Annotated in this window: 24 protein-coding genes and 1 pseudogene; 18 read left to right on the top strand and 7 right to left on the bottom strand. The window is 65.0% G+C overall.

Annotated features, from left to right (window positions below; genetic code table 11):
• Nucleotides 1-31: 31 nt before the first annotated feature.
• The 3 genes from lpxK to Q1W68_RS11360 are packed head-to-tail and all read right to left on the bottom strand — an operon-like array spanning nt 32 to nt 2,202.
• A complete protein-coding gene (gene lpxK / locus Q1W68_RS11370; protein ID WP_300654205.1) occupies nt 32-1,093 on the bottom strand; it encodes a tetraacyldisaccharide 4'-kinase in 1,062 nt (353 codons plus the stop codon).
• A gap of 25 nt (nt 1,094-1,118) precedes the next feature.
• On the bottom strand, nt 1,119-1,556 hold the full coding sequence (locus tag Q1W68_RS11365) for a biopolymer transporter ExbD (protein WP_300654202.1): 438 nt from the start codon (nt 1,554-1,556) through the stop codon (nt 1,119-1,121).
• 4 nt (nt 1,557-1,560) lie between these two features.
• On the bottom strand, nt 1,561-2,202 hold the full coding sequence (locus Q1W68_RS11360) for a MotA/TolQ/ExbB proton channel family protein (protein WP_300716752.1): 642 nt from the start codon (nt 2,200-2,202) through the stop codon (nt 1,561-1,563).
• Between the two features lie 416 nt (nt 2,203-2,618).
• On the opposite strand from Q1W68_RS11360, the gene xseA reads away from it, so the two are divergent.
• From xseA to Q1W68_RS11345, 3 genes are all read left to right on the top strand, one after another.
• Nucleotides 2,619-3,860: an exodeoxyribonuclease VII large subunit gene (gene xseA / locus Q1W68_RS11355; protein WP_366146702.1), complete on the top strand. Its 1,242-nt coding sequence runs from the start codon at nt 2,619-2,621 to the stop codon at nt 3,858-3,860.
• Nucleotides 3,861-3,959: 99 nt separating this feature from the next.
• Nucleotides 3,960-4,541: a Fe-Mn family superoxide dismutase gene (locus Q1W68_RS11350; protein WP_300654196.1), complete on the top strand. Its 582-nt coding sequence runs from the start codon at nt 3,960-3,962 to the stop codon at nt 4,539-4,541.
• 239 nt (nt 4,542-4,780) lie between these two features.
• Complete coding sequence (locus tag Q1W68_RS11345) at nt 4,781-7,018, top strand: NADP-dependent isocitrate dehydrogenase (protein ID WP_300654193.1); 2,238 nt, start codon at nt 4,781-4,783, stop codon at nt 7,016-7,018.
• A gap of 28 nt (nt 7,019-7,046) precedes the next feature.
• On the opposite strand, the gene Q1W68_RS11340 is transcribed toward Q1W68_RS11345, so the two are convergent.
• On the bottom strand, nt 7,047-7,496 hold the full coding sequence (locus tag Q1W68_RS11340) for a DUF192 domain-containing protein (RefSeq protein WP_300654190.1): 450 nt from the start codon (nt 7,494-7,496) through the stop codon (nt 7,047-7,049).
• Between the two features lie 220 nt (nt 7,497-7,716).
• Here Q1W68_RS11340 and icd point away from each other — a divergent pair, with 220 nt between their 5' ends.
• The 3 genes from icd to clpA all read left to right on the top strand — a co-directional run bounded on the left by icd (nt 7,717) and on the right by clpA (nt 11,996).
• Nucleotides 7,717-8,970 carry an NADP-dependent isocitrate dehydrogenase gene (gene icd, locus Q1W68_RS11335; RefSeq protein ID WP_300716750.1) on the top strand — a complete coding sequence of 418 codons (1,254 nt, stop codon included), beginning with the start codon at nt 7,717-7,719 and terminating at the stop codon, nt 8,968-8,970.
• A gap of 230 nt (nt 8,971-9,200) precedes the next feature.
• A complete protein-coding gene (gene clpS / locus Q1W68_RS11330; RefSeq protein WP_300716748.1) occupies nt 9,201-9,566 on the top strand; it encodes an ATP-dependent Clp protease adapter ClpS in 366 nt (121 codons plus the stop codon).
• Between the two features lie 93 nt (nt 9,567-9,659).
• Nucleotides 9,660-11,996 carry an ATP-dependent Clp protease ATP-binding subunit ClpA gene (gene clpA, locus Q1W68_RS11325; protein WP_300716747.1) on the top strand — a complete coding sequence of 779 codons (2,337 nt, stop codon included), beginning with the start codon at nt 9,660-9,662 and terminating at the stop codon, nt 11,994-11,996.
• A gap of 66 nt (nt 11,997-12,062) precedes the next feature.
• Here the strand turns inward: clpA and Q1W68_RS11320 are convergent, their stop codons facing one another.
• Complete coding sequence (locus Q1W68_RS11320) at nt 12,063-12,548, bottom strand: DUF1499 domain-containing protein (protein ID WP_300654183.1); 486 nt, start codon at nt 12,546-12,548, stop codon at nt 12,063-12,065.
• Between the two features lie 11 nt (nt 12,549-12,559).
• A complete protein-coding gene (locus tag Q1W68_RS11315) occupies nt 12,560-14,110 on the bottom strand; it encodes a helicase HerA-like C-terminal domain-containing protein (RefSeq protein ID WP_300716746.1) in 1,551 nt (516 codons plus the stop codon).
• Nucleotides 14,111-14,209: 99 nt separating this feature from the next.
• Here Q1W68_RS11315 and Q1W68_RS11310 point away from each other — a divergent pair, with 99 nt between their 5' ends.
• The 8 genes from Q1W68_RS11310 to Q1W68_RS11275 all read left to right on the top strand — a co-directional run bounded on the left by Q1W68_RS11310 (nt 14,210) and on the right by Q1W68_RS11275 (nt 21,345).
• The gene (locus Q1W68_RS11310; protein ID WP_300654177.1) at nt 14,210-14,935 is read left to right on the top strand and encodes a YebC/PmpR family DNA-binding transcriptional regulator; all 726 of its coding nucleotides are present in this window, start codon (nt 14,210-14,212) and stop codon (nt 14,933-14,935) included.
• Entirely contained in the window at nt 14,932-16,206 is a 1,275-nt protein-coding gene (purD, locus tag Q1W68_RS11305; RefSeq protein ID WP_300654175.1) for a phosphoribosylamine--glycine ligase, read from the top strand. The genes Q1W68_RS11310 and purD overlap by 4 nt, the downstream gene beginning before the upstream one ends.
• A 43-nt stretch (nt 16,207-16,249) precedes the next feature.
• Nucleotides 16,250-17,167: an oxygen-dependent coproporphyrinogen oxidase gene (gene hemF / locus Q1W68_RS11300; protein WP_300716741.1), complete on the top strand. Its 918-nt coding sequence runs from the start codon at nt 16,250-16,252 to the stop codon at nt 17,165-17,167.
• Nucleotides 17,164-17,811 carry a nicotinate (nicotinamide) nucleotide adenylyltransferase gene (gene nadD / locus Q1W68_RS11295; protein ID WP_300716739.1) on the top strand — a complete coding sequence of 216 codons (648 nt, stop codon included), beginning with the start codon at nt 17,164-17,166 and terminating at the stop codon, nt 17,809-17,811. The genes hemF and nadD overlap by 4 nt, the downstream gene beginning before the upstream one ends.
• A complete protein-coding gene (gene rsfS, locus Q1W68_RS11290; protein ID WP_300654173.1) occupies nt 17,808-18,605 on the top strand; it encodes a ribosome silencing factor in 798 nt (265 codons plus the stop codon). Before nadD ends, rsfS begins: the two co-directional genes overlap by 4 nt.
• On the top strand, nt 18,602-19,069 hold the full coding sequence (rlmH, locus tag Q1W68_RS11285; protein WP_300654171.1) for a 23S rRNA (pseudouridine(1915)-N(3))-methyltransferase RlmH: 468 nt from the start codon (nt 18,602-18,604) through the stop codon (nt 19,067-19,069). Before rsfS ends, rlmH begins: the two co-directional genes overlap by 4 nt.
• An 85-nt stretch (nt 19,070-19,154) precedes the next feature.
• Nucleotides 19,155-19,772: a Maf family protein gene (locus Q1W68_RS11280; protein ID WP_300654168.1), complete on the top strand. Its 618-nt coding sequence runs from the start codon at nt 19,155-19,157 to the stop codon at nt 19,770-19,772.
• Nucleotides 19,773-19,800: 28 nt separating this feature from the next.
• Nucleotides 19,801-21,345 carry an Rne/Rng family ribonuclease gene (locus Q1W68_RS11275; protein WP_300654165.1) on the top strand — a complete coding sequence of 515 codons (1,545 nt, stop codon included), beginning with the start codon at nt 19,801-19,803 and terminating at the stop codon, nt 21,343-21,345.
• A gap of 6 nt (nt 21,346-21,351) precedes the next feature.
• On the opposite strand, the gene msbA is transcribed toward Q1W68_RS11275, so the two are convergent.
• On the bottom strand, nt 21,352-23,163 hold the full coding sequence (msbA, locus tag Q1W68_RS11270) for a lipid A export permease/ATP-binding protein MsbA (RefSeq protein WP_300716734.1): 1,812 nt from the start codon (nt 23,161-23,163) through the stop codon (nt 21,352-21,354).
• 190 nt (nt 23,164-23,353) lie between these two features.
• Between msbA and tolB the strand changes: the two genes are divergently transcribed.
• From tolB to Q1W68_RS11250, 4 genes and pseudogenes are all read left to right on the top strand, one after another.
• Nucleotides 23,354-24,667: a Tol-Pal system beta propeller repeat protein TolB gene (gene tolB / locus Q1W68_RS11265; protein WP_300654161.1), complete on the top strand. Its 1,314-nt coding sequence runs from the start codon at nt 23,354-23,356 to the stop codon at nt 24,665-24,667.
• A 62-nt stretch (nt 24,668-24,729) separates the two neighbouring features.
• On the top strand, nt 24,730-25,314 hold the full coding sequence (gene pal, locus Q1W68_RS11260) for a peptidoglycan-associated lipoprotein Pal (protein ID WP_300654158.1): 585 nt from the start codon (nt 24,730-24,732) through the stop codon (nt 25,312-25,314).
• 2 nt (nt 25,315-25,316) lie between these two features.
• Entirely contained in the window at nt 25,317-26,081 is a 765-nt protein-coding gene (ybgF, locus tag Q1W68_RS11255) for a tol-pal system protein YbgF (RefSeq protein WP_300654155.1), read from the top strand.
• Between the two features lie 71 nt (nt 26,082-26,152).
• Nucleotides 26,153-26,318 (top strand): annotated as a pseudogene (locus Q1W68_RS11250) (YeeE/YedE family protein); the annotation flags it as partial.

Genomic DNA, 26,318 nt, shown 5'->3' with positions numbered 1-26,318 from the left:
GATAGTCGGGCGGTTGCGGAACACCATCCCGTCAGGGTCGTCGTTCCAGGTTCTTGAGGTGAGCGATCAGCCTGTCGAGAAAGGCGGGGTCCGGCGTCATGTCCAGGGGCACGGCCCACACCTGCAATCGCTTGTGCGCCGGCATGCCGTTCAACAGGGGACGCAGCTTGACGGCATCTTTTTCCGTGCAGATCAAGGTGTTGGTCGGATCCTGCAGCAGCGCGCTGTAGTCCGCGAGACCGGCGTGGTCGGGCAGCGCCACTTCGCGGTCGGGTCGCAAACCCGCTTCGCGCAGCATGTCGAAAAACACGGCAGGCCGGGCAATACCGGCCACGGCGGTAAGGCGGTGCTTGTGCAGCGACTGCAGCGCCACGCGTTCGCCGTTCGTTCCAATGGCCTGTGCCGCGAGCCGGCGGGTCGCCTGGAACAACTGCGTGCCCGGCGCCACGGGCAGTGGGGGCGGGGGTACACCGTCGCGGCACTGAATCAGCACAAGTTCCGTCACGTGGCTGCGACGCGGCCAGGTTTCGCGCAGCAACCCCGCAGGCAGCAGCCAGCCGTTGCCGACACCGCGGTCGTCGAAGACGACGATCTGCAGATCGCGCTGCAAAGCCCAATGCTGCAGACCGTCGTCGCAAACAACCACATTGACCTCCGGGTGTGCGGCCAGCAGGGCATTTGCCGCAGCCACGCGGCTGGCGGCCACGTGGACGGGCACTCCCGTGCGCTCATGGATGAGGGCGGGTTCGTCACCGCTGTCGTCGGATGGCGTGTGGATCGTCACGCCGACAACGCCATGGCTGCGACGGCCATGGCCCCTGGAGACCACGCCAGGGTGCCAACCCCGATCGCGCAGGTGGTTCACCACGGCGATCACCGTGGGGGTTTTGCCCGCACCGCCCACCACCACGTTGCCCACCACCACCACCGGGACCCGCAGGCGGTGGGTTTTGAAGATGCCGACGAGATACAAGATCCGGCGCAGCGCCATCAGGGCGCTGTACGCCAGCGAAACAGGCCACAGCAGACACGCCAGCCAGCCGCGCTGGAGTGACTGCGCCAGCCACAGCGCCTCCCAGTTGGACCGACTCATCGGTGCTCGGGCGGGCCTGCCTCCGTCAGGGCTTGCCACGGGCTGCCGCTGTGCCCGTCTGCTGGGTGGCAAACGTGATCTGCACCAGCCCCGCGCGACGCGCTGCATCCATCACGTTGATGACGGACTGGTGTGTGGCCTGGGCATCGGCGCTGATGATGATCACCGTCTCCGCGTTGCCCTGCGAGGCCTGACTCAACGCGCTGGTGAGCATCTCGACACTGGCGCCTTCAAGCACCTGCTTGTTGATCGAGTAGCGCCCGTCGCTGCCGACCGCCACGACCACCTCCTGGGTGTTGGTCTTGGGCGCCTGGGCATCCGCCACCGGGAGGTTCACCTTGAGCTCGGTGAACTTGCTGTAAGTGGTGGTCAACATCAGGAAGATGAGCACCACCAGCAGGATGTCGATGAACGGGATCAGGTTGATCTCGGGCTCATCGCGGGATCCGGGACGGAAGTTCATGGCGTCAGTTCTTGCGCAGGCTCAGCAGGTGGCGCGCGAAGCGCTCCGCAGCCAACTCCAGGGCCAGCAGGTAGTCGTCCACCCGGGCGCGGAAATAGCGCCAGAAAATCAGGGCCGGGATGGCCACGATCAGGCCGAACGCGGTGTTGTAGAGGGCGATCGAAATGCCCTGGGCCAGCTGGGCCGGGTCGCCAACACCCGGCACCACACCGGCGCCCTGGGCGCCTTGCGAGCCGAAGATCTCGATCATGCCGATGACCGTGCCCAGCAGGCCGAGCAGGGGCGCGGCCGACGCGATGGTGGCGAGTGCGCCGAGGTAGCGCTGCAGTTGCGCCGCTGCCTGGCGGCCGGCGCCTTCGAGGCTGGCGCGCAAGTCGTCTTCGCTGGCGCGGGGGTTGCTGTTGAAGGTGCGAAAGCCGCTGGCCAACACGGCGCCGAGCACGGAATTCTGTTCAAGCTGGGTCACCACGTCGGGGCCCGGCACGCCGTTGCGCGACACCATGATGGCTTCATCCAGCAGCTTCGGCGGGATGATTTTCGCGGTTTTGAGACTGACGAACCGCTCAATGACGAGCGCCAATCCGATGACGGAACAGAGGATCAATGGCCAGATGGGCCATCCGGCGGCTTGTATGATGGAAAGCAAGTCTGGGCTCCAGTCGGGGGCCGCCGGGTCGCGCGGCGCATCGTTGTGCCGGGATTATGGCTCAGGGGTGATGCCGACCCCGCAAAACAGGCGCCCAATCCCGCTCGCCATGGAACCGTCCACCCGGCTGGTTCCGTGCACAGATTCTGTGGATAACTTTGTGAAGAACCCGGCGGGCATGTGCCGCGAACCCGCGCAGCGCTTCACTTCCAACAAATCGATCAGCAAACAGGCAGTGCAAAACGCTTCTGAATCAATGTCCTATCCGTTCCGGCCCGGCCACACGAGCCCACAGCACCGACACGCCAGCATTCATGCGGTCTGTGGACACTTTTGCCCGGGAAGCGCCCGTGGCTGAGCCGTTTTCCGGATTGGATGCCGCATCGGCGGGCCGTGTGTGGGCGGTTGGGCCGCTCATGCGAGCGGTGGCGGACACGCTGGCCGCGCGCTTCAACCCGGTGGCGGTGCGTGGGGAGATTTCGGGCTTTTCGCGCGCGGCCAGCGGCCATTGTTATTTTTCCCTCAAGGACGAGACCGGGCAGGTGCGCTGTGCGCTGTTTCGCCGTTCGGCCGAGCAGCTCACCTTCGCTCCCCGTGACGGACAACTCGTGCAGGCGCGCGGCAAGCTGGACGTCTACGGCGCGCGCGGCGAACTGCAGCTGATCGTGGACACCCTGCAGCCGGCCGGGCAGGGCGCTTTGTTCGAGCAGTTCCTGCGTCTCAAGGCCGAGCTGGAGGCCGAGGGGTTGTTTGAGGCGGCGCGCAAACGGACGCTGCCGATCCAGCCGCGCAGCATCGGTGTGGTCACTTCGCTCGGCGCTGCCGCCCTGCGCGATGTGGTGACGACGCTGCAACGGCGGGTGCCGCACCTGCCGGTGGTGATTTATCCGGCGTCGGTACAGGGCACGCAGGCGCCAGCCGAGCTGTGTGCAGCCCTGCAGACTGCTTACCGCCGTCATGCCGAGACGGGGGAGAGCGAGGTCTTGCTGCTGGTGCGCGGCGGCGGATCGCTGGAGGATTTGTGGTCATTCAACGACCCTGGGCTGGTCCGCCTCATCGCGCGCTCACCGATGCCGTTGATCTGCGGCGTGGGTCATGAAACCGATTTCACCCTGGCCGACTTTGTCGCCGACCTGCGGGCGCCGACGCCCACCGCTGCGGCTGAGCTGTGCGCACCGGCGCGTGAACAGCGCCTGGGCGAGCTGGATTACCTTCAGGAGCGGCTGGGTGAAGCGGTCTTCAGCATCGTTGACCAGCAGGGCCAACGGCTGGACAGGCTGGCGCAGCGACTGGGTCGTCCGTCTGCTCGTCTGCACGACAACCAGCAGCAGCTCAGCCGCCTGCAGCATCGGCTGCAAACCGGCTGGCTGCTGGGCTCGCAGCAGCGACGCAACCGGTTGCGGGTTCTGGAAGACCAACTGCCGAGCGCCTTGCAGCGATCTTTGAAGCGCCAGCAGGAGCGCCTGCACCGTTGTGAGCTGTCGCTGGGTCTGCTGGATCCACAGCTCGTGCTGGAGCGCGGTTACGCGTTTCTCACGGACACCCAAGGCCTGGCGGTGACGCGGGCGGCGCAGGTGGAGGCCGGGCAGGCGCTCACCGCCACGCTGGCCGATGGCACCCTGGACGTCCGGGTGGAGCCCCCGGCGCAGAGACCCTGACACCGTCGCTGCACAGACCCGTGCCTACAATGGCCGCCTGTCCGCGGGTGAGACCACCCGGCCGGCGAGATTTCCACAACAGCACTCACGAGGAACCCCATGGAACACACCCTGCCCGCATTGCCCTACGCCCTGGACGCCCTGGCTCCCCACTACAGCCGCGAAACGCTGGAGTTCCACCACGGCAAGCACCACAACGCGTATGTGGTCAACCTCAACAACCTGCAAAAAGGCACCGAGTTCGAAGCCATGGACCTGGAGTCCATCGTCAAGAAGTCCAGTGGCGGCATCTACAACAATTCCGCCCAGATCTGGAATCACACCTTTTTCTGGAGCTGCATGAAGCCCAACGGCGGTGGTGAGCCCTCCGGCGCGCTGGCCGAGGCCATCACCGCCAAGTGGGGCAGCTACGCTGCCTTCAAGGAAGCCTTCGTGAAGTCCGCTGTCGGCAACTTCGGCTCCGGCTGGACCTGGCTGGTGAAGAAAGCCGACGGCTCGGTCGACATCGTGAACATGGGCGCCGCCGGCACCCCGCTGACCACCGGTGACAAGGCGCTGCTGACGGTGGACGTGTGGGAGCACGCCTATTACATCGACTACCGCAACGCCCGCCCCAAGTTCGTGGAAACCTTCCTCGACAAGCTGGTGAACTGGTCGTTTGCCGAAGCCAACTTCGCCTGAGCCGCCGCGATCCGGTGACAGGGCTCGAAGCGCAAGCTTCGAGCCCTTTTTGTTGCCGGTGAGCTGGAAAAGAAATCAGATTTTTCGCCGTGCTTTTTGCATGGTGAGATACGGGTTCAAAAAATGGGGTTCGATTCAGGCTCTGGAAAGCAAAATCACCTACGGTTCGATCCAGCCGGCGCGAAGACAGCGTGCCGCACGCTTCGAAGACCTCAGCCCAACAATTTTGGAGATACGCGATGAGCAGCCAGCAACCCACCATCATTTACACCCTGACGGACGAAGCCCCCCTGCTGGCCACCAGTGCGTTTCTGCCCATCGTCCGCACCTTCGCAGCACCGGCCGGCATCCACATCGCCACCAGCGACATTTCCGTTGCCGCGCGCGTGCTGGCTGCGTTCCCCGAGTGCCTGACCGAGGCGCAACGCGTGCCCGACCACCTCGCTGAACTCGGCAAGCTGACATTCAAGCCCCAGGCCAACATCATCAAGCTGCCCAACATCAGCGCGTCGGTGTCCCAGTTGGTGTCCTGCATCAAGGAGCTGCAGGCCAAGGGCTACGCCATTCCGGACTACCCGGAGAACCCGAAGTCGGACGAAGAAAAGGCGCTTCGCGCGCGCTACGCGAAGTGCACCGGGAGTGCTGTGAACCCGGTCCTGCGGGAAGGCAATTCAGACCGCCGTGCTCCTCGGGCGGTGAAGGAATACGCCCGCAAGAACCCCCACAGCATGGGCGAGTGGAGCCAGGCTTCGCGTTCGCACGTGTCCCACATGCACGCGGGCGACTTCTACCACGGTGAAAAGTCCATGACGCTGGACAAGGCGCGCGACGTCAAGATGGAGCTGGTCACCAAGAGTGGCAAGACCATCGTGCTCAAGTCCAAGGTGTCCTTGCTGGACCGGGAAATCATCGACTCCATGTTCATGAGCAAGAAGGCACTGCTCGAGTTCTATGAAAAAGAGATCGAAGACGCCCACAAGACCGGCGTGATGTTCTCGCTGCACGTGAAGGCCACCATGATGAAGGTGTCGCACCCCATCGTGTTCGGGCACTGCGTGAAGATCTTTTACCGGCAAGCCTTCGAGAAACACGGCAAGCTGTTCGACGAATTGGGCGTGAACGTCAACAACGGCATGGTCGATCTGTACAACAAGATCGCCACGCTGCCCCAGAGCAAGCAAGACGAGATCAAGCGCGACCTGCACGCCTGCCACGAAGGCCGGCCCGAGCTGGCCATGGTCGATTCCGCCAAGGGCATCACCAATTTCCACTCACCCAACGACGTGATCGTGGACGCGTCGATGCCCGCCATGATCCGCAACAGCGGCAAGATGTGGGGCGCCGATGGACGCCTGAAAGATGTGAAGGCGGTGATGCCCGAGTCGACCTTTGCGCGCATCTACCAGGAGATCATCAACTTCTGCAAATGGCACGGCGCTTTTGATCCCAAGACCATGGGCACCGTGCCCAACGTCGGCCTGATGGCCCAGCAGGCGGAGGAATACGGTTCGCACGACAAGACCTTCGAGATCACCGAGGACGGTGTGGCGAACATCACCGACCTCGCCACCGGCGAGGTCTTGCTCAGCCAGGACGTGGAGCAGGGCGACATCTGGCGCATGTGCCAGGTCAAGGACGCGGCCATCCGCGACTGGGTGAAACTGGCTGTGACCCGCGCACGCCATTCGGGCATGCCCGTGGTGTTCTGGCTCGACCAGTACCGCCCGCACGAGGCTCAGCTGATCACCAAGGTCAAGATGTACCTGCACGAGCACAACACGGCGGGCCTCGACATCCAGATCATGAGTCAGGTGCGCGCCATGCGTTACACGCTGGAGCGCGTGACCCGCGGTCTGGACACCATCAGTGCCACCGGCAACATCCTGCGCGACTACCTGACCGATCTGTTCCCGATCATGGAGCTGGGCACCAGCGCCAAGATGCTGTCCATCGTGCCGCTCATGGCCGGTGGCGGCATGTACGAAACCGGCGCTGGCGGCTCTGCACCCAAACACGTGCAGCAGCTGGTGGAAGAGAACCACCTGCGCTGGGATTCACTGGGTGAGTTCCTGGCGTTGGCCGTGTCCATGGAAGACCTGGGTTTGAAGACCGGCAACCTGCAAGCCAAGGTGCTCGCCAAAACGCTGGATGCAGCCACCGGCAAGCTGCTGGACAACAACAAGAACCCGTCGCCCAAGACCGGTCAGCTCGACAACCGCGGCAGCCAGTTCTACCTGGCGATGTACTGGGCCCAGGAACTGGCCGCGCAAACCGACGACCCCGCCCTCGCCGCGAAGTTCGCCCCGCTGGCGAAGCAACTCGAAGACAACGAGCAGACCATCGTGGCCGAACTGGCGGCTGTGCAGGGCCAGGCGGTGGACATCGGTGGCTACTACAAGCCCGACTTCGACAAGCTCGAAGCGATCATGCGTCCCAGCAAGACCTTCAACGCCGCGCTGGCTTCGGTCCAGGCCTGATGCGGGTCCGTTGAGACGCCACAGCGGCCTACCGTGTGAACGGTGGGCCGCTCAGCCTGGAGCCGGCTTTCAGTCCGCGTTTGCTGAACCAGCCCTGGTTCATCTCGAGGACGAAGCGCACGGGCTTGCTGGAGCAGTGCGACTCCAGGCTCTGCGGTTGCATGTCGGCGAGGTTGACGATGGTGCCGTCATCGGCCACGAAGGCCGCCGTCAGTGGCAGCAGGGTGTTCTTCATCCAGAAACATTGCTCCGCGGCCTGTTCAAAGGCGAACAGCATGCCTTCGTTGACGGGCATTTCCTTGCGGAACATCAGACCCACCGCACGCTGCTGCGGCGTGGCGGCCACCTGAGCGTTGATCAGGTGCATGCCGGCCGACAGCGTGACCCTGGGCAGCTGCAGCTGCGGTGACTCCTGTGACCAGGCGGCCGTGGACAGGAGGATCAACAGCGACAGCAGGTGAGTGGACAGTTTTTTCATGCTCGGGATGGGGTGTTTCGCGAAACACTTCATTCTCCGCGAAGCCGGGGCCCGGCATGTGTCCACTGTGTATCTGACGTGCAGGCTACTTGGTAGCCATCGTATGGATGCGAGTCCACGGGAGCGGGGGCTAGAATTTCCGCAGCGTCCACACGTGCCTCCCAGCTTGTGCGTGCTGCCTGTGAACCCGTCGCCAAAATCACAAATCCGGAGACCCTCCATGTACCAACACATCCAAGTGCCGACCCAAGGCGAAAAGATCACCGTCAACGCCGACATGTCGCTCAACGTGCCGGAGCAACCCATCGTGCCGTACATCGAGGGCGACGGCACCGGACTGGACATCACGCCGGTGATGCTCAAGGTGGTCGATGCGGCCGTGGCCAAGGCCTACGGCGGCCAGCGCAAGATCCACTGGATGGAGGTCTACGCCGGTGAAAAGTCCACCCGGATCTACGGCCCCGACGTCTGGTTGCCCGAAGAAACCCTGGCTGCCTTGCGCGAATACGTCGTCTCAATCAAGGGCCCGCTGACCACGCCGGTGGGCGGTGGCATCCGCTCGCTCAACGTGGCGCTGCGGCAGGAGCTCGATCTCTACGTGTGCCTGCGCCCGGTGCAGTACTTCAAGGGCGTTCCTTCGCCGCTGAAGGAGCCTGAAAAAACCAACATGGTGATCTTCCGTGAGAACTCGGAAGACATTTACGCCGGCATCGAGTACGAGGCCGAGTCCGACAAGGCGAAGAAGCTCATCAAGTTCCTGATGGAAGAGATGGGCGTGACGAAGATCCGTTTCCCGAACACCTCGGGCATCGGCATCAAGCCGGTGTCGATCGAAGGCACCGAGCGCCTGGTGCGCAAGGCCATCCAGTACGCGATCGACAACGACAAGCCCAGCGTGACCATCGTGCACAAGGGCAACATCATGAAGTACACCGAGGGTGGCTTCCGCGACTGGGCGTACGCCCTGGCACGCAAGGAGTTTGGCGCCGAACTCATCGACGACGGCCCATGGTGCAAGTTCAAGAACCCCAAGACGGGCAAGGACATCATCGTCAAGGACAGCATCGCCGACGCCTTCCTGCAGCAAATCCTGTTGCGGCCGGCCGAGTACTCGGTGGTCGCCACGCTCAACCTCAACGGCGACTACATCTCCGACGCGCTGGCGGCGCAGGTGGGCGGCATCGGCATTGCGCCCGGCGCCAACCTGTCGGACACCGTGGCGTGCTTCGAGGCCACGCACGGCACCGCGCCCAAGTACGCCGGCAAAGACTATGTGAACCCGGGATCTGAAATCCTTTCCGCTGAAATGATGCTGCGTCACATGGGATGGAAAGAAGCGGCTGACCTGATCATCACCTCGCTCGAAAAATCCATCCTGAGCAAAAAGGTCACCTACGACTTCGCGCGCCTCATGGAGGGCGCGACGCAGGTGAGTTGCTCCGGTTTTGGTCAGGTGATGATCGAGAACATGTGACGCACCGGTGCCGGTGGCGTTCCCGCTGACTCCACCCGTCGCCCGATATCGCGAACTACACCCCCAAAAACCGCTTGCTCTGCGGTTTTGTTTTCGCCTTTCCCCTCACAATGAGGCATGGAAAAAACCATGTCACAGCCATCGGCCCCGCCAGCAGGCAGGGGCTTGGTTGTGGCCCCCGTCCCGCTGCTAATCCCGCATGGTGATGTGGGCGGGGACGCGCCGCTAGAATGGTTTTCATGGCCACCCAGAACCCCAAAAAACCCGAAAACCCGACGGCGCCTCCCGGCGTCGGCAACGACGAGTCGGTGGTGCTTGAACGGCGTGCCCAGCGCACCCAGCCCCCCCAGATGTTTCAGGTGGTTTTGCTCAACGACGATTTCACGCCCATGGAGTTCGTGGTGCATGTCATCCAGGAGTTCTTCAGCAAGGACCGCGAAACCGCCACCCAGATCATGCTCAAGATCCATCTGGAGGGAAAAGGCATCTGCGGGGTCTATTCGCGTGACGTGGCCAGCACCAAGGTCGATCAGGTGCTCCAGGCGGCCCGCGCTGCTGGCCATCCCTTGCAATGCATGAGCGAGCCGGTTGAATAAAGACCAAACCGCCTCATCTGAACCAACGAATCCGCTCTGTTCTTATTTCAGACATTTGCTTTCCCGATCATCCCAGCCCAAAGGACGTGCCCCATGATTGCCCAGGAACTTGAAGTCAGCTTGCATATGGCCTTTGTCGAGGCCCGGCAGCAGCGGCACGAATTCATCACGGTCGAGCACCTGTTGCTCGCGCTGCTGGACAACCCCAGCGCCGCCGAAGTGTTGCGCGCCTGCTCGGCCAACATCGACGACCTTCGAAAATCCCTGACGAACTTCATCAAGGACAATACCCCGCAAGTGGCCGGCACCGACGAGGTGGACACCCAGCCCACGCTGGGTTTCCAGCGCGTGATCCAGCGCGCCATCATGCACGTGCAGTCCACCGGCAACGGCAAGAAGGAAGTCACCGGCGCCAACGTGCTGGTGGCCATCTTCGGCGAGAAAGACTCGCACGCCGTGTACTACCTCCACCAGCAGGGCGTGACCCGCCTGGACGTGGTGAACTTCATCGCCCACGGCATCCGCAAGAGCGATCCGCCCGAGGCTGCCAAGCCCGGTGAGAGTGCCGCCGAGAACGAAGAAGCCGGCGAAGCCAAGGGCAACGAAAAGGCCTCGCCTCTGGAGCAGTTCACCCAGAACCTCAACCAGATGGCCAAGGACGGCAAGATCGATCCGCTCATCGGGCGCGAGTACGAAGTCGAGCGCGTGATCCAGATCCTGTGCCGGCGTCGCAAGAACAACCCGCTGCTGGTGGGCGAAGCCGGCGTGGGCAAGACGGCCATTGCCGAGGGTCTCGCCTGGCGCATCACCCAGGGCGAAGTGCCCGAGATCCTGGCCGATTCGAGCGTGTTCTCGCTCGACATGGGCGCCTTGCTGGCCGGCACCAAGTACCGCGGTGACTTCGAGCAACGTCTGAAAGGTGTTCTCAAGTCACTGAAGGATCGCCCCAACGCCATCCTGTTCATCGACGAGATCCACACCCTGATCGGTGCGGGTGCTGCCTCGGGTGGCACGCTGGACGCGTCCAACCTGCTCAAGCCGGCGCTCTCCAGTGGCCAGCTCAAGTGCATCGGCGCGACCACCTTCACCGAATACCGCGGCATCTTCGAGAAAGACGCCGCGCTCAGCCGCCGCTTCCAGAAGGTGGACGTGGTCGAGCCGACCGTGCAGGAAACGGTGGACATCCTCAAGGGCCTGAAGTCGCGCTTTGAAGAGCACCATGGCGTGAAGTACGCCGTGGCCGCCCTGCAGGCCGCGGCCGAACTCAGCGCCAAGTACATCAACGACCGTCACCTGCCCGACAAGGCCATTGACGTGATCGACGAGGCCGGTGCCGCCCAGCGCATCCTGCCGGTGTCCAAGCGCAAGAAGACCATCAGCAAGACCGAGGTCGAGGAAATCGTGGCGAAGATCGCGCGCATTCCCCCGGCCAACGTGTCCAACGACGACCGCAGCAAGCTGCAGACGCTGGAACGCGACCTCAAGAGCGTGGTGTTCGGCCAGGACAAGGCGCTGGAGATCCTTGCCTCGTCCGTCAAGATGGCGCGCTCTGGCCTGGGCAAGAGCGACAAGCCGATCGGCGCCTTCCTGTTCAGCGGCCCCACCGGTGTCGGCAAGACCGAAGCCGCCAAGCAGCTGGCCTACATCATGGGGATCGACCTGATCCGCTTCGACATGTCGGAGTACATGGAGCGGCACGCCGTGAGCCGCCTGATCGGCGCGCCCCCGGGCTACGTGGGTTTTGACCAGGGTGGCCTGCTGACCGAAGCCGTGACCAAGAAGCCGCATTGCGTGCTGCTGCTCGACGAGATCGAGAAGGCGCATCCGGACATTTTCAACGTCTTGCTGCAGGTGATGGACCACGGCACGCTGACCGACAACAACGGGCGCAAGGCCGACTTCCGCAACGTCATCATCATCATGACGACGAACGCGGGTGCCGAGACCATGAACAAGGCGACCATTGGCTTCACCAACCCGCGCGAAGCGGGCGACGAGATGGCCGACATCAAGCGCCTGTTCACGCCCGAGTTCCGCAACCGCCTGGACGCCACCGTGAGCTTCAAGGCGCTGGACGAAAACGTCATCATGCGGGTGGTGGACAAGTTCCTGCTGCAGCTGGAGACGCAGCTCGGCGAGAAGAAGGTTGAGGTCACGTTCACCGACGCGCTGCGCAAGCACCTGGCCAAGAAGGGTTTCGACCCGCTGATGGGCGCGCGCCCGATGCAGCGCCTGATCCAGGACACGATCCGCCGCGCGCTGGCCGACGAACTGTTGTTCGGTCGCCTGACCGAAGGCGGTCGCCTCACGGTCGACATCGTCACCAAGACCGACGAAGCCGGCAAGGAGGTGCAGGAAGTCGATCTGGACATCCAGCCGCTGCCGAAGAAAGAAGGCAAGGCCAAGCCCGAGGAAGCCACGGCGGGCTGAGCTTCAGCCTCACCATGCAAAAGGCCCGGTCTTCCGGGCCTTTTGTTTTGGGCGTTGCGGTTCGCTTCAGGGGGCTGCGAGGTAAGCCGCGCGAATGGCCTCGATGCGTTGGCGGTTCACGCCAAAGTCTTCGCGTCCCAGGCGGCTGGCGCTGCGCAGCTCGATCACGCCACTGGCCGGGTTGGCCCAGAACTCCACGTCGTCCACAAACTTGAGCCAGCGTGTCTGCGCCTGGGCATACATGTAGTCGGGGCGTTGTTCGACGATGGTCACGCCGGGCATGGCGAGCAGCACGGCCTCCAGCGCCTTCAGCGAGGCCGCTGCACCGGCCGCCTTGAAGGGCAGCGGGTCAACCGCGGCATAGGCGCGTTGCGGGTGGTCGGGCAGCAGCGCGGCCTGGCTGCTCACGCTGTTGCGGGTGAGCGAGGGTGGCTTCAGGCGGCCGTCTTTCACGCCGAGGTCGCCCGGCCGCTGACCGCTGAGCAAGCCGACCTGGGCGGCCACCAGGGCCAGCACGATGGTGGCCAGGACGATGTAGAAGACGAATTTCATGTTGCGCCCGTTCAGCGTTTGCCGCCGAGCAGACTGCCCAGCACGCCTCGCACGATCTGACGGCCCAGACCGCTGGCCACGCTGCGCGCCGCCGTTTTGGCCATGGTCTGCACCAGTCCGTCGTATTGGCCACCGCGTGGGCCGGTGCGGCCAAACAAGGCCTCGTTGACCATGCCGCCGATGCCACCACCACCGGCTTCGGCTTCTTGTTTGGCGGCGCCGGGAATGCGGGGCGTTTTCGCTGCGGCCTTCTGCTCGGCGGGCTCGGCCTCGGCCCCACCGCGCTGGCCCGCGTGGTTGGCAAACATCTCGTAGGCGCTCTCACGGTCGAGCAGCTTCTCGTACACGCCCGCTACCAGCGAGCCTTGGCGCAGCTGCTGGCGCTGGGCGTCGGTGATGGGACCGAGCTGGCTGCCCGGTGGCACCACAAACACGCGCTCGGTTTCACAGGGCCGGCCTTTGGCGTCCAGCAGGCTCACCAGCGCCTCGCCCACGGCGAGTTCGGTGATGGCGGCTTCGATGTCCAGCCCGGCTTTGGGGCGCATGGTCTGGGCGGTGGACTTCACCGCCTTCTGGTCGCGCGGGGTGAAGGCGCGCAGCGCATGCTGCACGCGGTTGCCGAGCTGGCCGAGCACGCTGTCCGGAATGTCCAGCGGGTTCTGCGTCACGAAATACACGCCCACGCCCTTGGAGCGCACCAGGCGCACCACGAGTTCGATGCGCTCGATCAGCACCTTGGGCGCTTCGTTGAACAGCAGGTGGGCCTCGTCGAAGAAGAACACCAGCTTGGGCTTCTCGGGGTCGCCGATCTCGGGGAGGGTCTCGAACAGCTCGGAGAGCATCCACAGCAGGAAGGTGGCGTACAGGCGCGGCGCGTTCATGAGCTTGTCGGCCGCCAGGATGTTGATGACGCCCTTGCCGTCCACCGTCTGCATGAAGTCGCTGATGTCGAGCATGGGCTCGCCAAAGAACTGGTCACCACCTTGTTGCTCGACCTGCATCAAGCCGCGCTGGATCGCGCCGATGCTGGCCGCGCTGATGTTGCCGTACTCGGTGGTGAACTGCTTGGCGTTGTCGCCGATGTGCTGCAGCATGGCCCGCAGGTCCTTCATGTCCAGCAGCAGCAGGCCGTTGTCGTCGGCGATCTTGAACACCAGGTTGAACACGCCGGCCTGGGTGTCGTTGAGGTTGAGCATGCGCGCGAGCAGCAGCGGGCCCATGTCGCTCACCGTGGCGCGCACCGGGTGGCCCAGCTCGCCGAACACGTCCCACAGCGTGGTGGGGCAGGCCTGTGAGGCGGGCAGGGTGATGCCGCGGTCTTGCAGCACCTTGCTGATCTTGTCGCCGAAATGGCCCTTCTGGCTGATGCCGGAGAGGTCGCCCTTCACGTCGGCCATGAACACCGGCACGCCGATGTTGGAGAACTGCTCTGCCAGGGTTTGCAGCGTCACCGTCTTGCCGGTGCCGGTGGCGCCCGTGATCAATCCATGGCGGTTGGCCAGGCCCGGCAGCAGCTGGCAGGTGGTGGTGGCGTTCTGGGCGATCAGCATCGGTTCGGCCATGGCGGAGCTTCCTTGTGTGCGGGTTCGGGGCAGGGCGGTTGAAAACGTAAAATCGCAGGCTTATTAGATCAAAGCCCAAGCAGGCAAAAGGACAATTTCGTGGCCGGACACAGCAAATGGGCAAACATTCAGCACCGCAAGGGCCGCCAGGACGAAAAGCGCGGAAAGATCTGGACGCGCGTCATCCGTGAGATCACCGTGGCCGCGCGCCAGGGCGGCGGCGACCCGGCCATGAACCCGCGCCTGCGCCTGGCCATCGACAAGGCCAAGGCCGCCAACATGCCGGCCGACCGCATCAAATACAACGTGGAAAAGGCCTCCGGCACGCTCGAAGGCGTGAGCCTGGAAGAAATCCGTTACGAGGGCTATGGCATCGGCGGCGCGGCGGTGATCATCGACACCATGACCGACAACAAGGTTCGCACCGTGGCCGAGGTGCGCCACGCGTTCAGCAAGCACGGCGGCAACCTGGGCACCGACGGCTCGGTGTCGTTCCAGTTCAAACACTGCGGGCAGCTTGTGTTTGCACCTGGCACCTCCGAAGACAAGGTGATGGAAGTGGCACTGGAAGCCGGCGCCGACGACGTGATCACCGATGCCGACGGTGCCATCGAAGTGCTGACCTCACCGACCGAATTCGAAGCCGTGAAGAACGCGCTGGAAGCCGCTGGCCTCACGCCCGAGATCGCCGAGGTGACGATGCGCGCTGAAAACACAGTGGAACTCACCGGCGAGGACGCCGCGCGCATGCAGAAGCTGCTGGATGTGCTGGAAGACCTGGACGACGTGCAAGGCGTCTTCCACAACGCAGAAATTCAAGAATGAAAGTACTGGTCATTGGCGGCGGTGGCCGCGAACACGCGCTGGCCTGGAAACTCAAGCACGATGAAGGCGTGAGCCAGGTCTTCGTTGCACCCGGCAACGCCGGGACGGCGCGCGACCCGGACCTGATCAACCTCGACATCACCGACAAGGTGTCGCTGCGCCAATGGGCCCAGGCCCAGGGCGTGGCACTCACCGTGGTGGGGCCGGAGGCGCCTCTGGCCGCCGGTGTGGTGGACGAGTTCCGCGCGCATGGCCTGCCCATCTTCGGCCCGACGAAAGCGGCCGCGCAACTGGAGAGCTCGAAAGCCTTCTCCAAAGCCTTCATGCAGCGCCACGGCATTCCCACGGCCAGGTACCAGGCCTTCACCGACGCGGCGCTGGCCCATGCCTATGTGGACGCCGAAGGCGCACCCATCGTCGTCAAGGCCGACGGTCTGGCGGCCGGCAAGGGGGTGGTGGTGGCCATGACGGCGGCCGAGGCGCACGAAGCCATCGATTTCATGCTGCTCGACAACACCCTGGGCGTGGCACACAACGAAGGCGGCGCACGCGTCGTCATCGAAGAATTCCTCGAAGGCGAAGAAGCCAGCTTCATCGTGCTGTGCGACGGCGAGCACGCGCTGGCGCTGGCCACCAGCCAGGACCACAAGCGCCTGCTGGACGCCGACCAGGGACCCAACACCGGCGGCATGGGCGCGTACTCGCCCGCGCCGGTGGTCACGCCCGCCGTGCACGAACGCGCGATGACCGAGGTGATCCTGCCCACGCTGCGCGGCATGGCCGCTGACGGCATTCCCTACACCGGCTTCCTGTACGCGGGCCTGATGATCACGCCCGATGGGCGTGTGAAGACGCTGGAGTTCAACTGCCGCATGGGCGACCCCGAGACGCAGCCGATCATGATGCGGCTCAAGAGCAACCTCACGCAGGCGCTGCTGGCGGCAACCAAAGCCGAGTTGGACCGCGTGAAGCTCGACTGGGACCCGCGCGTGGCGCTGGGCGTGGTGCTGGCCGCCGCTGGTTACCCACTGCACCCGCGCAAGGGCGACGCCATCACCGGACTGCCCGCCGATGCCGCCGACCGCATGGTGTTCCACGCCGGCACGGCCACGGCCGGCGACGAGGTGCAGGTCTCGGGTGGCCGTGTGTTGTGCGTGACCGCCCTCGCCGATACGGTGGCCCTTGCACAGCAAAGCGCCTATCGGGTGGTGGATGGCATCCGCTTTGACGGCATGCAGTGCCGCCGCGACATCGGTTACCGTGCGGTCTGAGCCCAGCACGACGCCGCCCCTTTCCCGACGATTCGGTCCCACCATGAAACAGACTTCCTTGTCTTCCGTGCGCGAGTTCCTCATCGACCTGCAGGACCGCATCACCTCCACCGTGGCCATGGTGGACGGTGGCAGTTTTGTCGTGGACCGCTGGACCAAGCCGGCGGGCGAAATCCTGCAAGGCAACGGCATCACGCAGATCCTGGAAGACGGGGCGGTCTTCGAGCGCGCGGGCTGCGGTTTTTCGCACGTGACCGGCCCGCGCCTGCCGCCGTCGGCCACCGCACACCGGCCCGAGCTCAACGGCGCGCCGTTTGAGGCCATGGGCGTCTCGCTGGTGTTTCACCCGCGCAACCCCTATGTGCCCACGGTGCACATGAACGTGCGCATGCTCGCGGCCACGCCCGCTGGTGGCGAGCCGGTGTGCTGGTTCGGTGGCGGCATGGACCTCACGCCGTATTACGGTTTCGAGGAAGACGCGGTGCATTTCCACCGCTCGGCGAAAAACGCGCTCGACCCGTTCGGCGTGGACAAATACCCCCGCTTCAAAACCTGGTGCGACGAGTACTTTTATTTGAAGCACCGCGACGAGCAGCGCGGCATCGGTGGCGTTTTCTTCGACGACTTCTCCGAACTCGGCTTCGACGGCAGCTTCGCCATGATGAGCTCGGTCGGCGACGCTTTTCTGGACGCCTACCTGCCCATCGTCGACCGCCGCAAGAACACACCCTATGGCGAACGCGAGCGCAGCTTCCAGCTGTATCGCCGCGGGCGTTATGTTGAATTCAACCTGGTGTGGGACCGCGGCACGCATTTCGGCCTGCAGTCGGGCGGGCGCAGCGAATCGATCCTGTTGTCCATGCCGCCGCTGGTCAGCTGGGCCTACAACCGCAAAACCAAAAAAGGCACGCCCGAAGAGCGGCTCTACAAGGACTTTCTGGTGCGCAAGGACTGGCTTTGAAGCAGGACGCCGCGAGCCCGCAACGCGTGGGCATGTTCGGCGGGGCGTTTGACCCACCGCACTGGGCGCACCGGGCGCTGGCCGAAACCGCTTTGCAGCAGCTCGGGCTCGACGCGCTGCACATCCTGCCGACCGGCCACGCCTGGCACAAGACCCGGGTGCTCTCGCCCGCCGCCGATCGGGTGGCCATGTGCCATCTGGCGTTCGACGATCTGGCCCGCGTGACCATCGACGAGCGGGAAATCCACCGCGAAGGCCCAAGCTACACCGCCGACACCCTGCGCGAGCTGCGGCGCGAGTACCCCGGTGCGCAGCTGTTCCTGGTGTTGGGTGCCGACCAGCTGCTGGCGTTTCGCAGTTGGGTGCGCTGGCAGGATGTGCTGGAGCTGGCCACCCTGGCGGTGGCCAACCGCGCCACCAACATCGGTGCCGACGCCCCGCTCGACCAGGCGGTGGAAACCGATCTGTCCCAGGTGGATCTGCCGTTCGAGCGGCTCGACATGCCGCTCAAGAACATCAGCGCGACCGCCGTGCGGGCCCGGCTGGGCCAGGCGGCCCACAGCACCTCCGCCCTGGAGGTTCTGGTGCCCGAGGCCGTCGCAAGCTACATTTCAACCCATCACCTTTATCAGATTCCTAAATGACCAGCGAAACCATTGCCAAAAAAGACATCCAGAGACTCCAGCGCGCCATCGTCGACGGGCTGGAGGACGTCAAGGGTCAGGACATCGTGGTTTTCAACACCGAACACCTCTCACCGCTCTTCGAGCGCGTGATCGTTGCCAGCGGCACGTCGAACCGCCAGACCAAAGCCCTGGCCGCCAGTGTGCGCGACGCCGTGCGCGAAGCCGGCTTCGACAAACCCCGCATCGAGGGTGAAGACAACGGCGAGTGGATCATCGTGGATTGCGGCGCGGCCGTCGCCCATGTGATGCAACCCGTGATCCGCCAGTACTACCGGTTGGAGGAAATCTGGGGTGCCAAACCGGTTCGCCTGAAGCACGGTGCCGAGAAGCCTGTGGTGGCCGAGGCCAAGCCCGCTGCCAAGAGCCGCAAGAAACCGGTGGCCACTGCCGCGGCCCAGCCCGCCAAGAGCACGGCACGCAAGGCCGCGCAGTCGGCAGCCCGCACGGCCGCCGCAGCACCGGCCAAGCCCGTGGCCAAGACCGCGAGCAAAAAGCCCGCGGTGAAGTCGGCCGCCAAATCGGCACCGGCCAAAACCACGGCCACCAAGACCGCCCGCAAACCCGCCTCGAGCGCGCCCAAAACCGCGCTGCAGAAACTGGTGGTCAAGCCACGCGTGGCGCCGAGTGCGAAGCCCGCCGCCAAGTCCGCTCCCAAAGCTGCAGCCAAGGCAGCACCGAAGGCCGCAGCCAAACCCGCTGCCAAGACGCCCGCTCGCAAAACCACCAAGGCCGCTGCCCCCCGCAAAGCATGAAGCTGCTGATCGTCGCGGTCGGGCAGCGGGTGCCCGACTGGGCCCAGACCGCCTACGACGATTACGCCAAGCGCTTTCCGCCCGAGCTCCGGGTCGAACTCAAAGCCGTCAAGACCGAGCCTCGCGGCTCCAAGACCCTGGAGACGCTGCTCGCGGCGGAGCGCGAGCGCATCGAGGCCGCGATCCCGCGCGGCTCGCGCATCGTGGCACTCGACGAGCGCGGCACCACCCTCACCACCAAGGCCTTGGCCCAGCAGTTGAACGAATGGCAGCTGGAGAGCGATGACGTGGCCCTGGTGATCGGCGGCCCCGACGGCCTCGACCCGGCGTTTCGCGCCGCGGCTCACCAGCGCATCCGCTTGTCCGACCTGACCCTGCCGCACGCCATGGTGCGGGTGCTGCTGATCGAGCAGCTCTACCGCGCGTGGTCTGTCAACGCCAACCACCCGTACCACAGAGAATGACTGCCCCCACGCTCCACTGCTTCGCGGGTCGCTGCCCCCCAAGGGGGCTGATTCGCCTTGGGGCGGCCCGGCGGCGAATCTTCACATGACCGACTTCATCTACCTCGCATCCCAGAGTCCTCGTCGCAAGCAGCTCCTTGAACAGTGGGGCGTTCGTTGTGAGCTGCTGCTGCCGGACGCAGACGAAGACGCCGAGTCGCTCGAAGCCGTGTTGCCCAATGAAGCGCCAGCGACGTACGTACAACGCGTGACCGGCCTGAAGTTGCAGGCTTCGCTCGATCGCTTGAAACGACGAGGTCTTCCGCCCGCGCCCGTGCTCTGCGCCGATACCACCGTGGCGCTGGGCCGGCGCATCCTGGGCAAGCCGACCGATGCCGCCGAGGCGCAACGCATGCTCGCCAGCCTGGCCGGCCGCCGCCACCGCGTGCTCACCGCCGTGGCGGTGGGCGTGCCCCGTCAACGCGGTTCACGTGTCCACGCGGCCCTGTCCACCTCGTGGGTCACCTTCGAGCCCCTCACGGTCCAGCAGATCGCCCGCTACGTGGCCAGCGGTGAGCCCATGGGCAAGGCCGGGGCCTATGCCATCCAGGGGCGTGCCAGCCTCTGGGTGAGCCACATCAGTGGCAGCTATTCGGGCATCATGGGCCTGCCCGCGCACGAGACAGCGCAGGTGCTGCACGCCGCCGGTGTGCCGCTGATCTGAACCGCATCACGCCACGGAGAAGGGCCTCATGAGCCAGGACATTCTGATCAATTGGTCACCTCAGGAAACGCGGGTGGCGGTGGTGGAGCAGGGGGCGGTGCAAGAGGTGCACCTGGAGCGCACGCTGGAGCGCGGTCTGGTCGGCAACATTTACCTGGGCAAGGTCTCGCGCGTGCTGCCCGGCATGCAGTCGGCCTTCATCGACATCGGTCTGGACCGCGCGGCCTTTCTGCACGTGGCCGACCTCATGCCCAACATCGCTGCCAAACACGCCGCTCCGCGCGCGAGCGCGACGCAAGCGCCAGAGTCGGAGGGGCCTGCAGCCGGCGCCAACGGCAAACTGCTCACCCCCAATCCCGTGTTGCCGATCGAGCGCCAGATCTTCGAGGGCCAGGCGCTCATGGTGCAGGTGCTCAAGGACCCCATCGGCACCAAGGGTGCGCGTTTGACCGCGCAGATCAGCATCGCCGGCCGCCTGCTGGTGTTTCTGCCGCAGGACAACCACATCGGTGTGTCGCAGAAGATTCCCCCGGCGCAACGCGAAGCGCTGCGCCAGCGCCTGCTGCAGCTCACGGCCACCACCGACGGCAGCCCTGCCGGCGGCTTCATCCTGCGCACCAACGCCGAGGACGCCACCGACGAAGAGCTGGCGGAGGACACCGCCTACCTGCGCAAGACCTGGCTGCGCATCAAGGAAGCTTCCACTCGGCAGCCCTCGGCCACGCTCCTGCACGAAGACCTGAACCTGATGCAGCGCGTCCTGCGCGATCTGGTGGGTGCCGACACGCATTCCATCCGCATCGATTCGCGCGAGCAGCACGGTCTGCTCACCACATTCGCGGCAGAGTTCATGCCCGACACCGTGGCCAAGCTGCAGCACTACAGCGGCGAGCGGCCGATCTTCGACCTCTTCAACGTGGACGAAGACATCGTGCGTGCGCTCAGTCGGCGCGTCGACCTCAAATCGGGTGGTTACCTGGTGATCGACCAGACCGAGGCGCTGACCACGGTGGACGTGAACACCGGTGGTTTTGTGGGCGCTCGCAATTTCGACGACACCGTCTACCGCACCAACCTCGAGGCTGCGCAGGCCATTGCGCGGCAGCTGCGCTTGCGCAATCTGGGCGGTATCGTCATCGTGGATTTCATCGACATGGTGCGCGAAGACCACCGGGATTCGGTGCTCAGCGAGTTCCGCAAACAGCTCGCGCGCGACCGCGTGAAAACCATGACCGGCAGCTTCTCGCAGCTGGGTCTGGTCGAGATGACGCGCAAGCGCACGCGCGAGTCGCTCGCCCACATGCTGAGCGAACCCTGCGAAGCCTGCAGCGGCAAGGGCGTGGTGAAAACCGCGCGCAGCGTGTGCTACGACATCTTGCGCGAGATCCTGCGCGAGGCCCGCGCCTTCAACCCGCGCGAATTCCGCGTGGTGGCCTCGGCCAAGGTGGTGGAGCTGTTCCTCGACGAGGAGCGGGCGCACCTCGCAGGCCTGTCGGACTTCATCGGCAAGCCGATCTCGCTGCAAAGCGAAGGCTCGATGACGCAAGAGCAGTACGACATCGTGTTGTTGTGAGCGACCTCATCGGCTGTCTGCTTCCGGCCTGAAGCTCTGCGAGTGCAGCCGGGCGTAAAGCCCGTCGGCGGCCAGCAGTTCGCGGTGCGTGCCCATTTCGCTGATGCGGCCGTCGGCCAGCACCACCACCCGGTCGGCGTGCTCGATGGTGGAGAGGCGGTGCGCAATCACGAGCGTGGTGCGGCCTTTCATCAGCCTGGCCAGTGCGTCCTGCACCAGCCGTTCCGATTCGTTGTCCAGCGCCGAGGTGGCCTCGTCCAGGATCAGGATGGGTGCGTCCTTGTAGATGGCTCGGGCAATGGCCAGCCGCTGGCGCTGACCACCCGAGAGCTCGGCCGCGTTGTGGCCCACGTTGCTGTGAATGCCCTGCGGCAGGCGCTCCACCAGCTCGCCCAGGTTGGCCGACACGAGCGCTGCGCGCACGCGTCCTTCGTCCACCTCGTTGCCCAGCGCGCCCAGTGCCACGTTGGCGGCCAGCGTGTCGTTGAGCATCACCACGTCCTGGCTCACCATGGCGTACTGGCGACGCAGGCTGGTCAGGTTCCAGTCGGCCAGCGCCACACCGTCGAGCAGGATGTCGCCGCGCTCGATCTCCACGAAGCGCGGCAGCAGATTGACGAGAGTGGTCTTGCCCGATCCCGACGGACCCACAAAGGCCACCACCTCACCTGGGTGGATGTCCAGCGAAACGCCGCGCAAGGCCACCAGGCTGTCGTCATCGCTGTGCACGACCTGGTCGTCCTTGGCGGGGTATCGCACCCAGACGCCGCTCAACACGATCGAACCGGTCACCCGATCGACGCTGTGGGCCCCACTGGATTGTTCGGGCGTGTTCTCGATCAGTTCCAGTCCACGCTCCAGGGCCGCCAGGCCGCGCGTGATGGGCGCGGTGATCTCGGCCAGGTGCCGGATCGGCGTGATCAGCATCAGCATGGCGGTGACGAAGGCCACGAAGTTGCCCACCGTCACGCCGCTGCTGCTGCTCTGCCACAAGGCCACGGCGATGACCGCCGACAGCGCGGCCGAGGCGAGCAGTTGCGTCAGCGGCGTCATGGCCGCCATGGCGATGGTGGATTTGAGCGCCAGCCGCCTCAGCGCGAGGCTGAGCTCATCGAAGCGCTGGGTCTGGCGCGCCTGTGCGCCGTGCAGGCGCACCATGCGGTGGGCCAGCGCGTTTTCTTCCACCACGTAGGCGAGCTCGTCGGTGGCGGTCTGGCTGTCACGGGTGAGCTTGTAGAGGCGGCGCGAGAGCACCCGCATGATCAGGATCAGGCCGGGGAACACCGTCATCACGATCAGCGTGAGCTTCCAGTTGAGGTAGAACAAATAGCCCAGGAGCGCCAGCACGGTCAGGCTGTCCTTGGTGAGCGTGAGGAAGGCGGACACCAGCATCTGCGAGCCCGTCTGCACTTCGTACACCAGCGTGTTCGACAGCTTGCTGGCGCTCTGCCGGGCAAACAGCGTCATCTGCGCGTCGTTGAGCTTGACGAACATGGCGCGGCGCAGGTTGAGCAGGCCCAGGCTGGCGGTGTAGGAGAGCGTGTACTGCGCCACAAAGCCGGCCAGCCCGCGGACACCGAAGAGGCCCATGAGTGCGACCGGCACCATCCACAGTTCGATGTTGCCCTCGGCGAAACCACGGTCCAGCAGCGTTTTGAGCAAGGCGGGAATGAGCGGTTCGGTCAGTGCGCCGACCAGGGTGCTGATGGCCGCGAGCGCAATGCCGGTCTTGGCCGAGCGGAAGTAGGGCCACAGGCGCAGCAGGCGCTGGGTCAGCGTGCCGGCCAGGGGCGGGCTGGAGTTGTTGGATGCGGTCAAAAGCAGATCGGTCCCAAAGAGTGCGGTCTTGCGGAACATTCCGCGCAGCGCTGAATCAGCCTTGCACCACCGGCACTGGCCCTGCGTGCACACATCTTGTCACGGAAGGGCCGGGTGCCTCCGTTATTATCGGTCGGCTTCGCGAGGCGTTTTTTCTCGCTGCCACCTCAGGACAAGCGACACACACAGCATGCTGGATTTGAACCGACACAACGCGCTGCCCGCGATCCCGAGACGCCGCGCGCTCGGCCTGGTTTCCACGCTCCCCCTGCTCGGTTGGCCCATGGCTTCGCAGGCCCAGTTCCGGGTCGAGGTGGCGGGCGTTGGTCTCACCCAGTTTCCCTTTTCTGCCGTCGGTTTTCGCGGCAACGATGCCGCCAGTGAAAACGTGGCCGCCATCGTTCGCGCCGACCTGGAGCGCAGTGGCCAGTTCCGCTTCGTCGACCCCATCGCCGGCGGTCTGGACGAAACCTCCCGCCCCGACCTCGGCCCCTGGCGCGAGCGGGGCGCTGACTCCCTGCTCACCGGCAGCGTCACCAAGCTGGCCGATGGCCGGTTTGACGTGCGCTTCCGCCTCTGGGACGTGGTGCGTGGGCAGGACCTGGGTGGCCTGAGCTACCCTGTGGGCGCACAAGACCTGCGCCTGGCTGCCCACCGCGTGGCCGATTTCATCTACGAAAAGATCACGGGCGAAAAGGGCGTGTTCTCCACGCGCATTGCTTATGTGACCAAAACCGCGCAGCGCCACAACCTCTGGGTGGCCGATGCCGATGGTGAAAACGCGCGCGCCGCCCTCACCAGCCCGGAGCCCATCATCTCGCCGAGCTGGGCACCCGGTGGTGCGCAACTCGCCTATGTGTCGTTCGAAGCGCGCAAGCCCGTGATTTATGCGCACGACGTGGCATCGGGCCGCCGCCGCTTGCTGGCCAATTTCAAAGGCTCCAACAGCGCGCCTTCATGGTCGCCCGATGGTCGTTCGGTCGTGGCCACGCTGTCGTTGTCGGGCAACGCGCAGGTCTACACCATGGACGCCAACGGCGGCGAACCGCGCCGTTTGAGCCAGTCGGCCAGCATCGACACCGAGCCGGTCTTCAGCCCGGACGGCAAGTCGATCTACTTCGTGAGCGACCGCGGCGGCTCGCCGCAGGTCTACCGCATGGGTGCGCAAGGCGGCAATGCCCAGCGCCTGACCTTCACCGGCAACTACAACATCTCGCCCGCGCCCAGCCCGGACGGGCGGTGGCTCGCCTTCATTTCGCGCGTCAACGGGGCGTTCCGCCTGCACGTGATGGAGCTGGCCAGTGGCACCGTGACGGCACTCACCGAGTCGAGCGCCGACGAGAGCCCCAGCTTTGCGCCCAACAGCCGCATGATCATTTACGCCACCCGCGAGAAGGGTCAGGAAGCGCTGATGACCACCACGGTCGACGGACGCATCAAGACCCGCCTCGCCGGCGCTCAGGGCGACATTCGCGAGCCTGAGTGGGGCCCATTCCTGCGCTGATCCCCCACAGGAGCTCCCGCGCTCCTGCCTCCCCTTTTTTTTCATCTCCAAGGACTCTCTCCATGAACAGCATCCAAACTTCCCCCACCGTTCCCAATGCGCGCCTGCAGCGCGGGCTGCGCCTTGTCGTCGGACTGGGCCTCGCCGCTGTGTTGGCTGCTTGCAGCTCGGGCGTGAAACTCGACGACGTGCCGGTTGAAAATCGCACCGGGTCAGCAGTCAACTCGGGTGCTGCTGCCGGTGGTCAGGGCGGCGCTGTCGATCCACGTGGCGTGTCCGGCGTGGCTGTGGGAGGAGCCGATTCGGCGCAGCCCGCCGCCGTGGCCCGCATCATCTATTTCGACTACGACAGCTTCGAGGTCAAGGCCGACTCCGCCGCCACGTTGGAAGCCAATGCGCGTTACCTCAACGCCAACCGCACCCGTCGCGTGAACCTCGAAGGTCACACCGACGAGCGCGGCGGCCGCGAATACAACCTCGCGCTGGGCCAGAAGCGCGCCGAGGCCGTGCGCCGTGCGCTCGGCCTGCTGGGCGTGACCGAAGCCCAGATGGAAGCCGTGAGTTTCGGTGAAGAGAAGCCGGCCCAGGTGGGCCTGGACGAAGCCTCGTTCGCCAAGAACCGCCGCGTTGAACTGACCTACCGTTGAACATGAAGCTCACCGTCGCCGCGCCCTGGGCGCTTTTCCTGGCCATGGCGTGGCCTTTGCAGGCCCACGCCTTGTTTGGCGATGACGAGGCGCGCAAGGCCATCATCGAGTTGCGGCAGAAAGTGGACGCCAACAAGCAGGCCGCCGACGCCGCTGCGGCCGAAGCGCGCGAGGGCGATGCGAGCACGCGTCGAAGCCTGCTGGAGCTCTCCAACCAGATCGAGCAGCTGCGGGCCGAGCTCGCGCGCTTGAGGGGTCAGAACGAGCAGTTGGCGCGCGAGGTGTCGGAGTTGCAGCGTCAGCAGAAGGACGTGCAGGTCGGCATCGACGAGCGCCTGCGTCAGGTGGAGCCGCTGCGCATCGAATTTGACGGTCAGTCCTTCACCGCTGCACCCGCCGAAAAGAACGACTTTGAAGCCGCCATGGCGCAGCTGCGCAAGTCGGAGTTCCAGCCCGCAGCGGCAGCCTATGCGTCGTTCCTGCAGCGCCACCCCGCCAGCGGCTACACGCCCTCGGTGTTGTACTGGCTGGGCAACGCGCATTACGCCAACCGTGCCTACAAGGAAGCCGTGGCCACCCATGGCCGCTTGGTGCGCGAGTTCCCGGCGCACATGCGCACACCCGAGGCCATGCTCGCCATGGCCAACAGTTACGTCGAACTGAAAGATGCGCGCACCGCGAAGACCACGCTTGAAAGCCTGGTCAAGGCGCACCCCAACTCCGAGGCCGCAGCCGCCGCACGCGAGCGCCTCGCCCGCCTGCGCTGACCCGAGCCACGTGCTCCGGCACGTGGCTGTCTGTTCAGGAGGGACCAGGCCCGCCTCCTACAATGGCGGCCATGGAAATCGCCGACCTCGCCAAACTCAACACCCTCGTTCTCTGGGCCGCCTTTGCCGTGGCCCTTGTTTTTGGGTTCATCGCACAACGCACCCATTTCTGCACCATGGGCGCCATCAGCGACATCGTGAACATGGGCGACTGGACCCGCATGCGCATGTGGGGCA

The organism is Hydrogenophaga sp., assembly GCF_030158645.1.
Classification (GTDB): Bacteria; Pseudomonadota; Gammaproteobacteria; order Burkholderiales; family Burkholderiaceae_C; genus Hydrogenophaga.
This window is presented reverse-complemented; position numbering and strand designations above follow the sequence as displayed.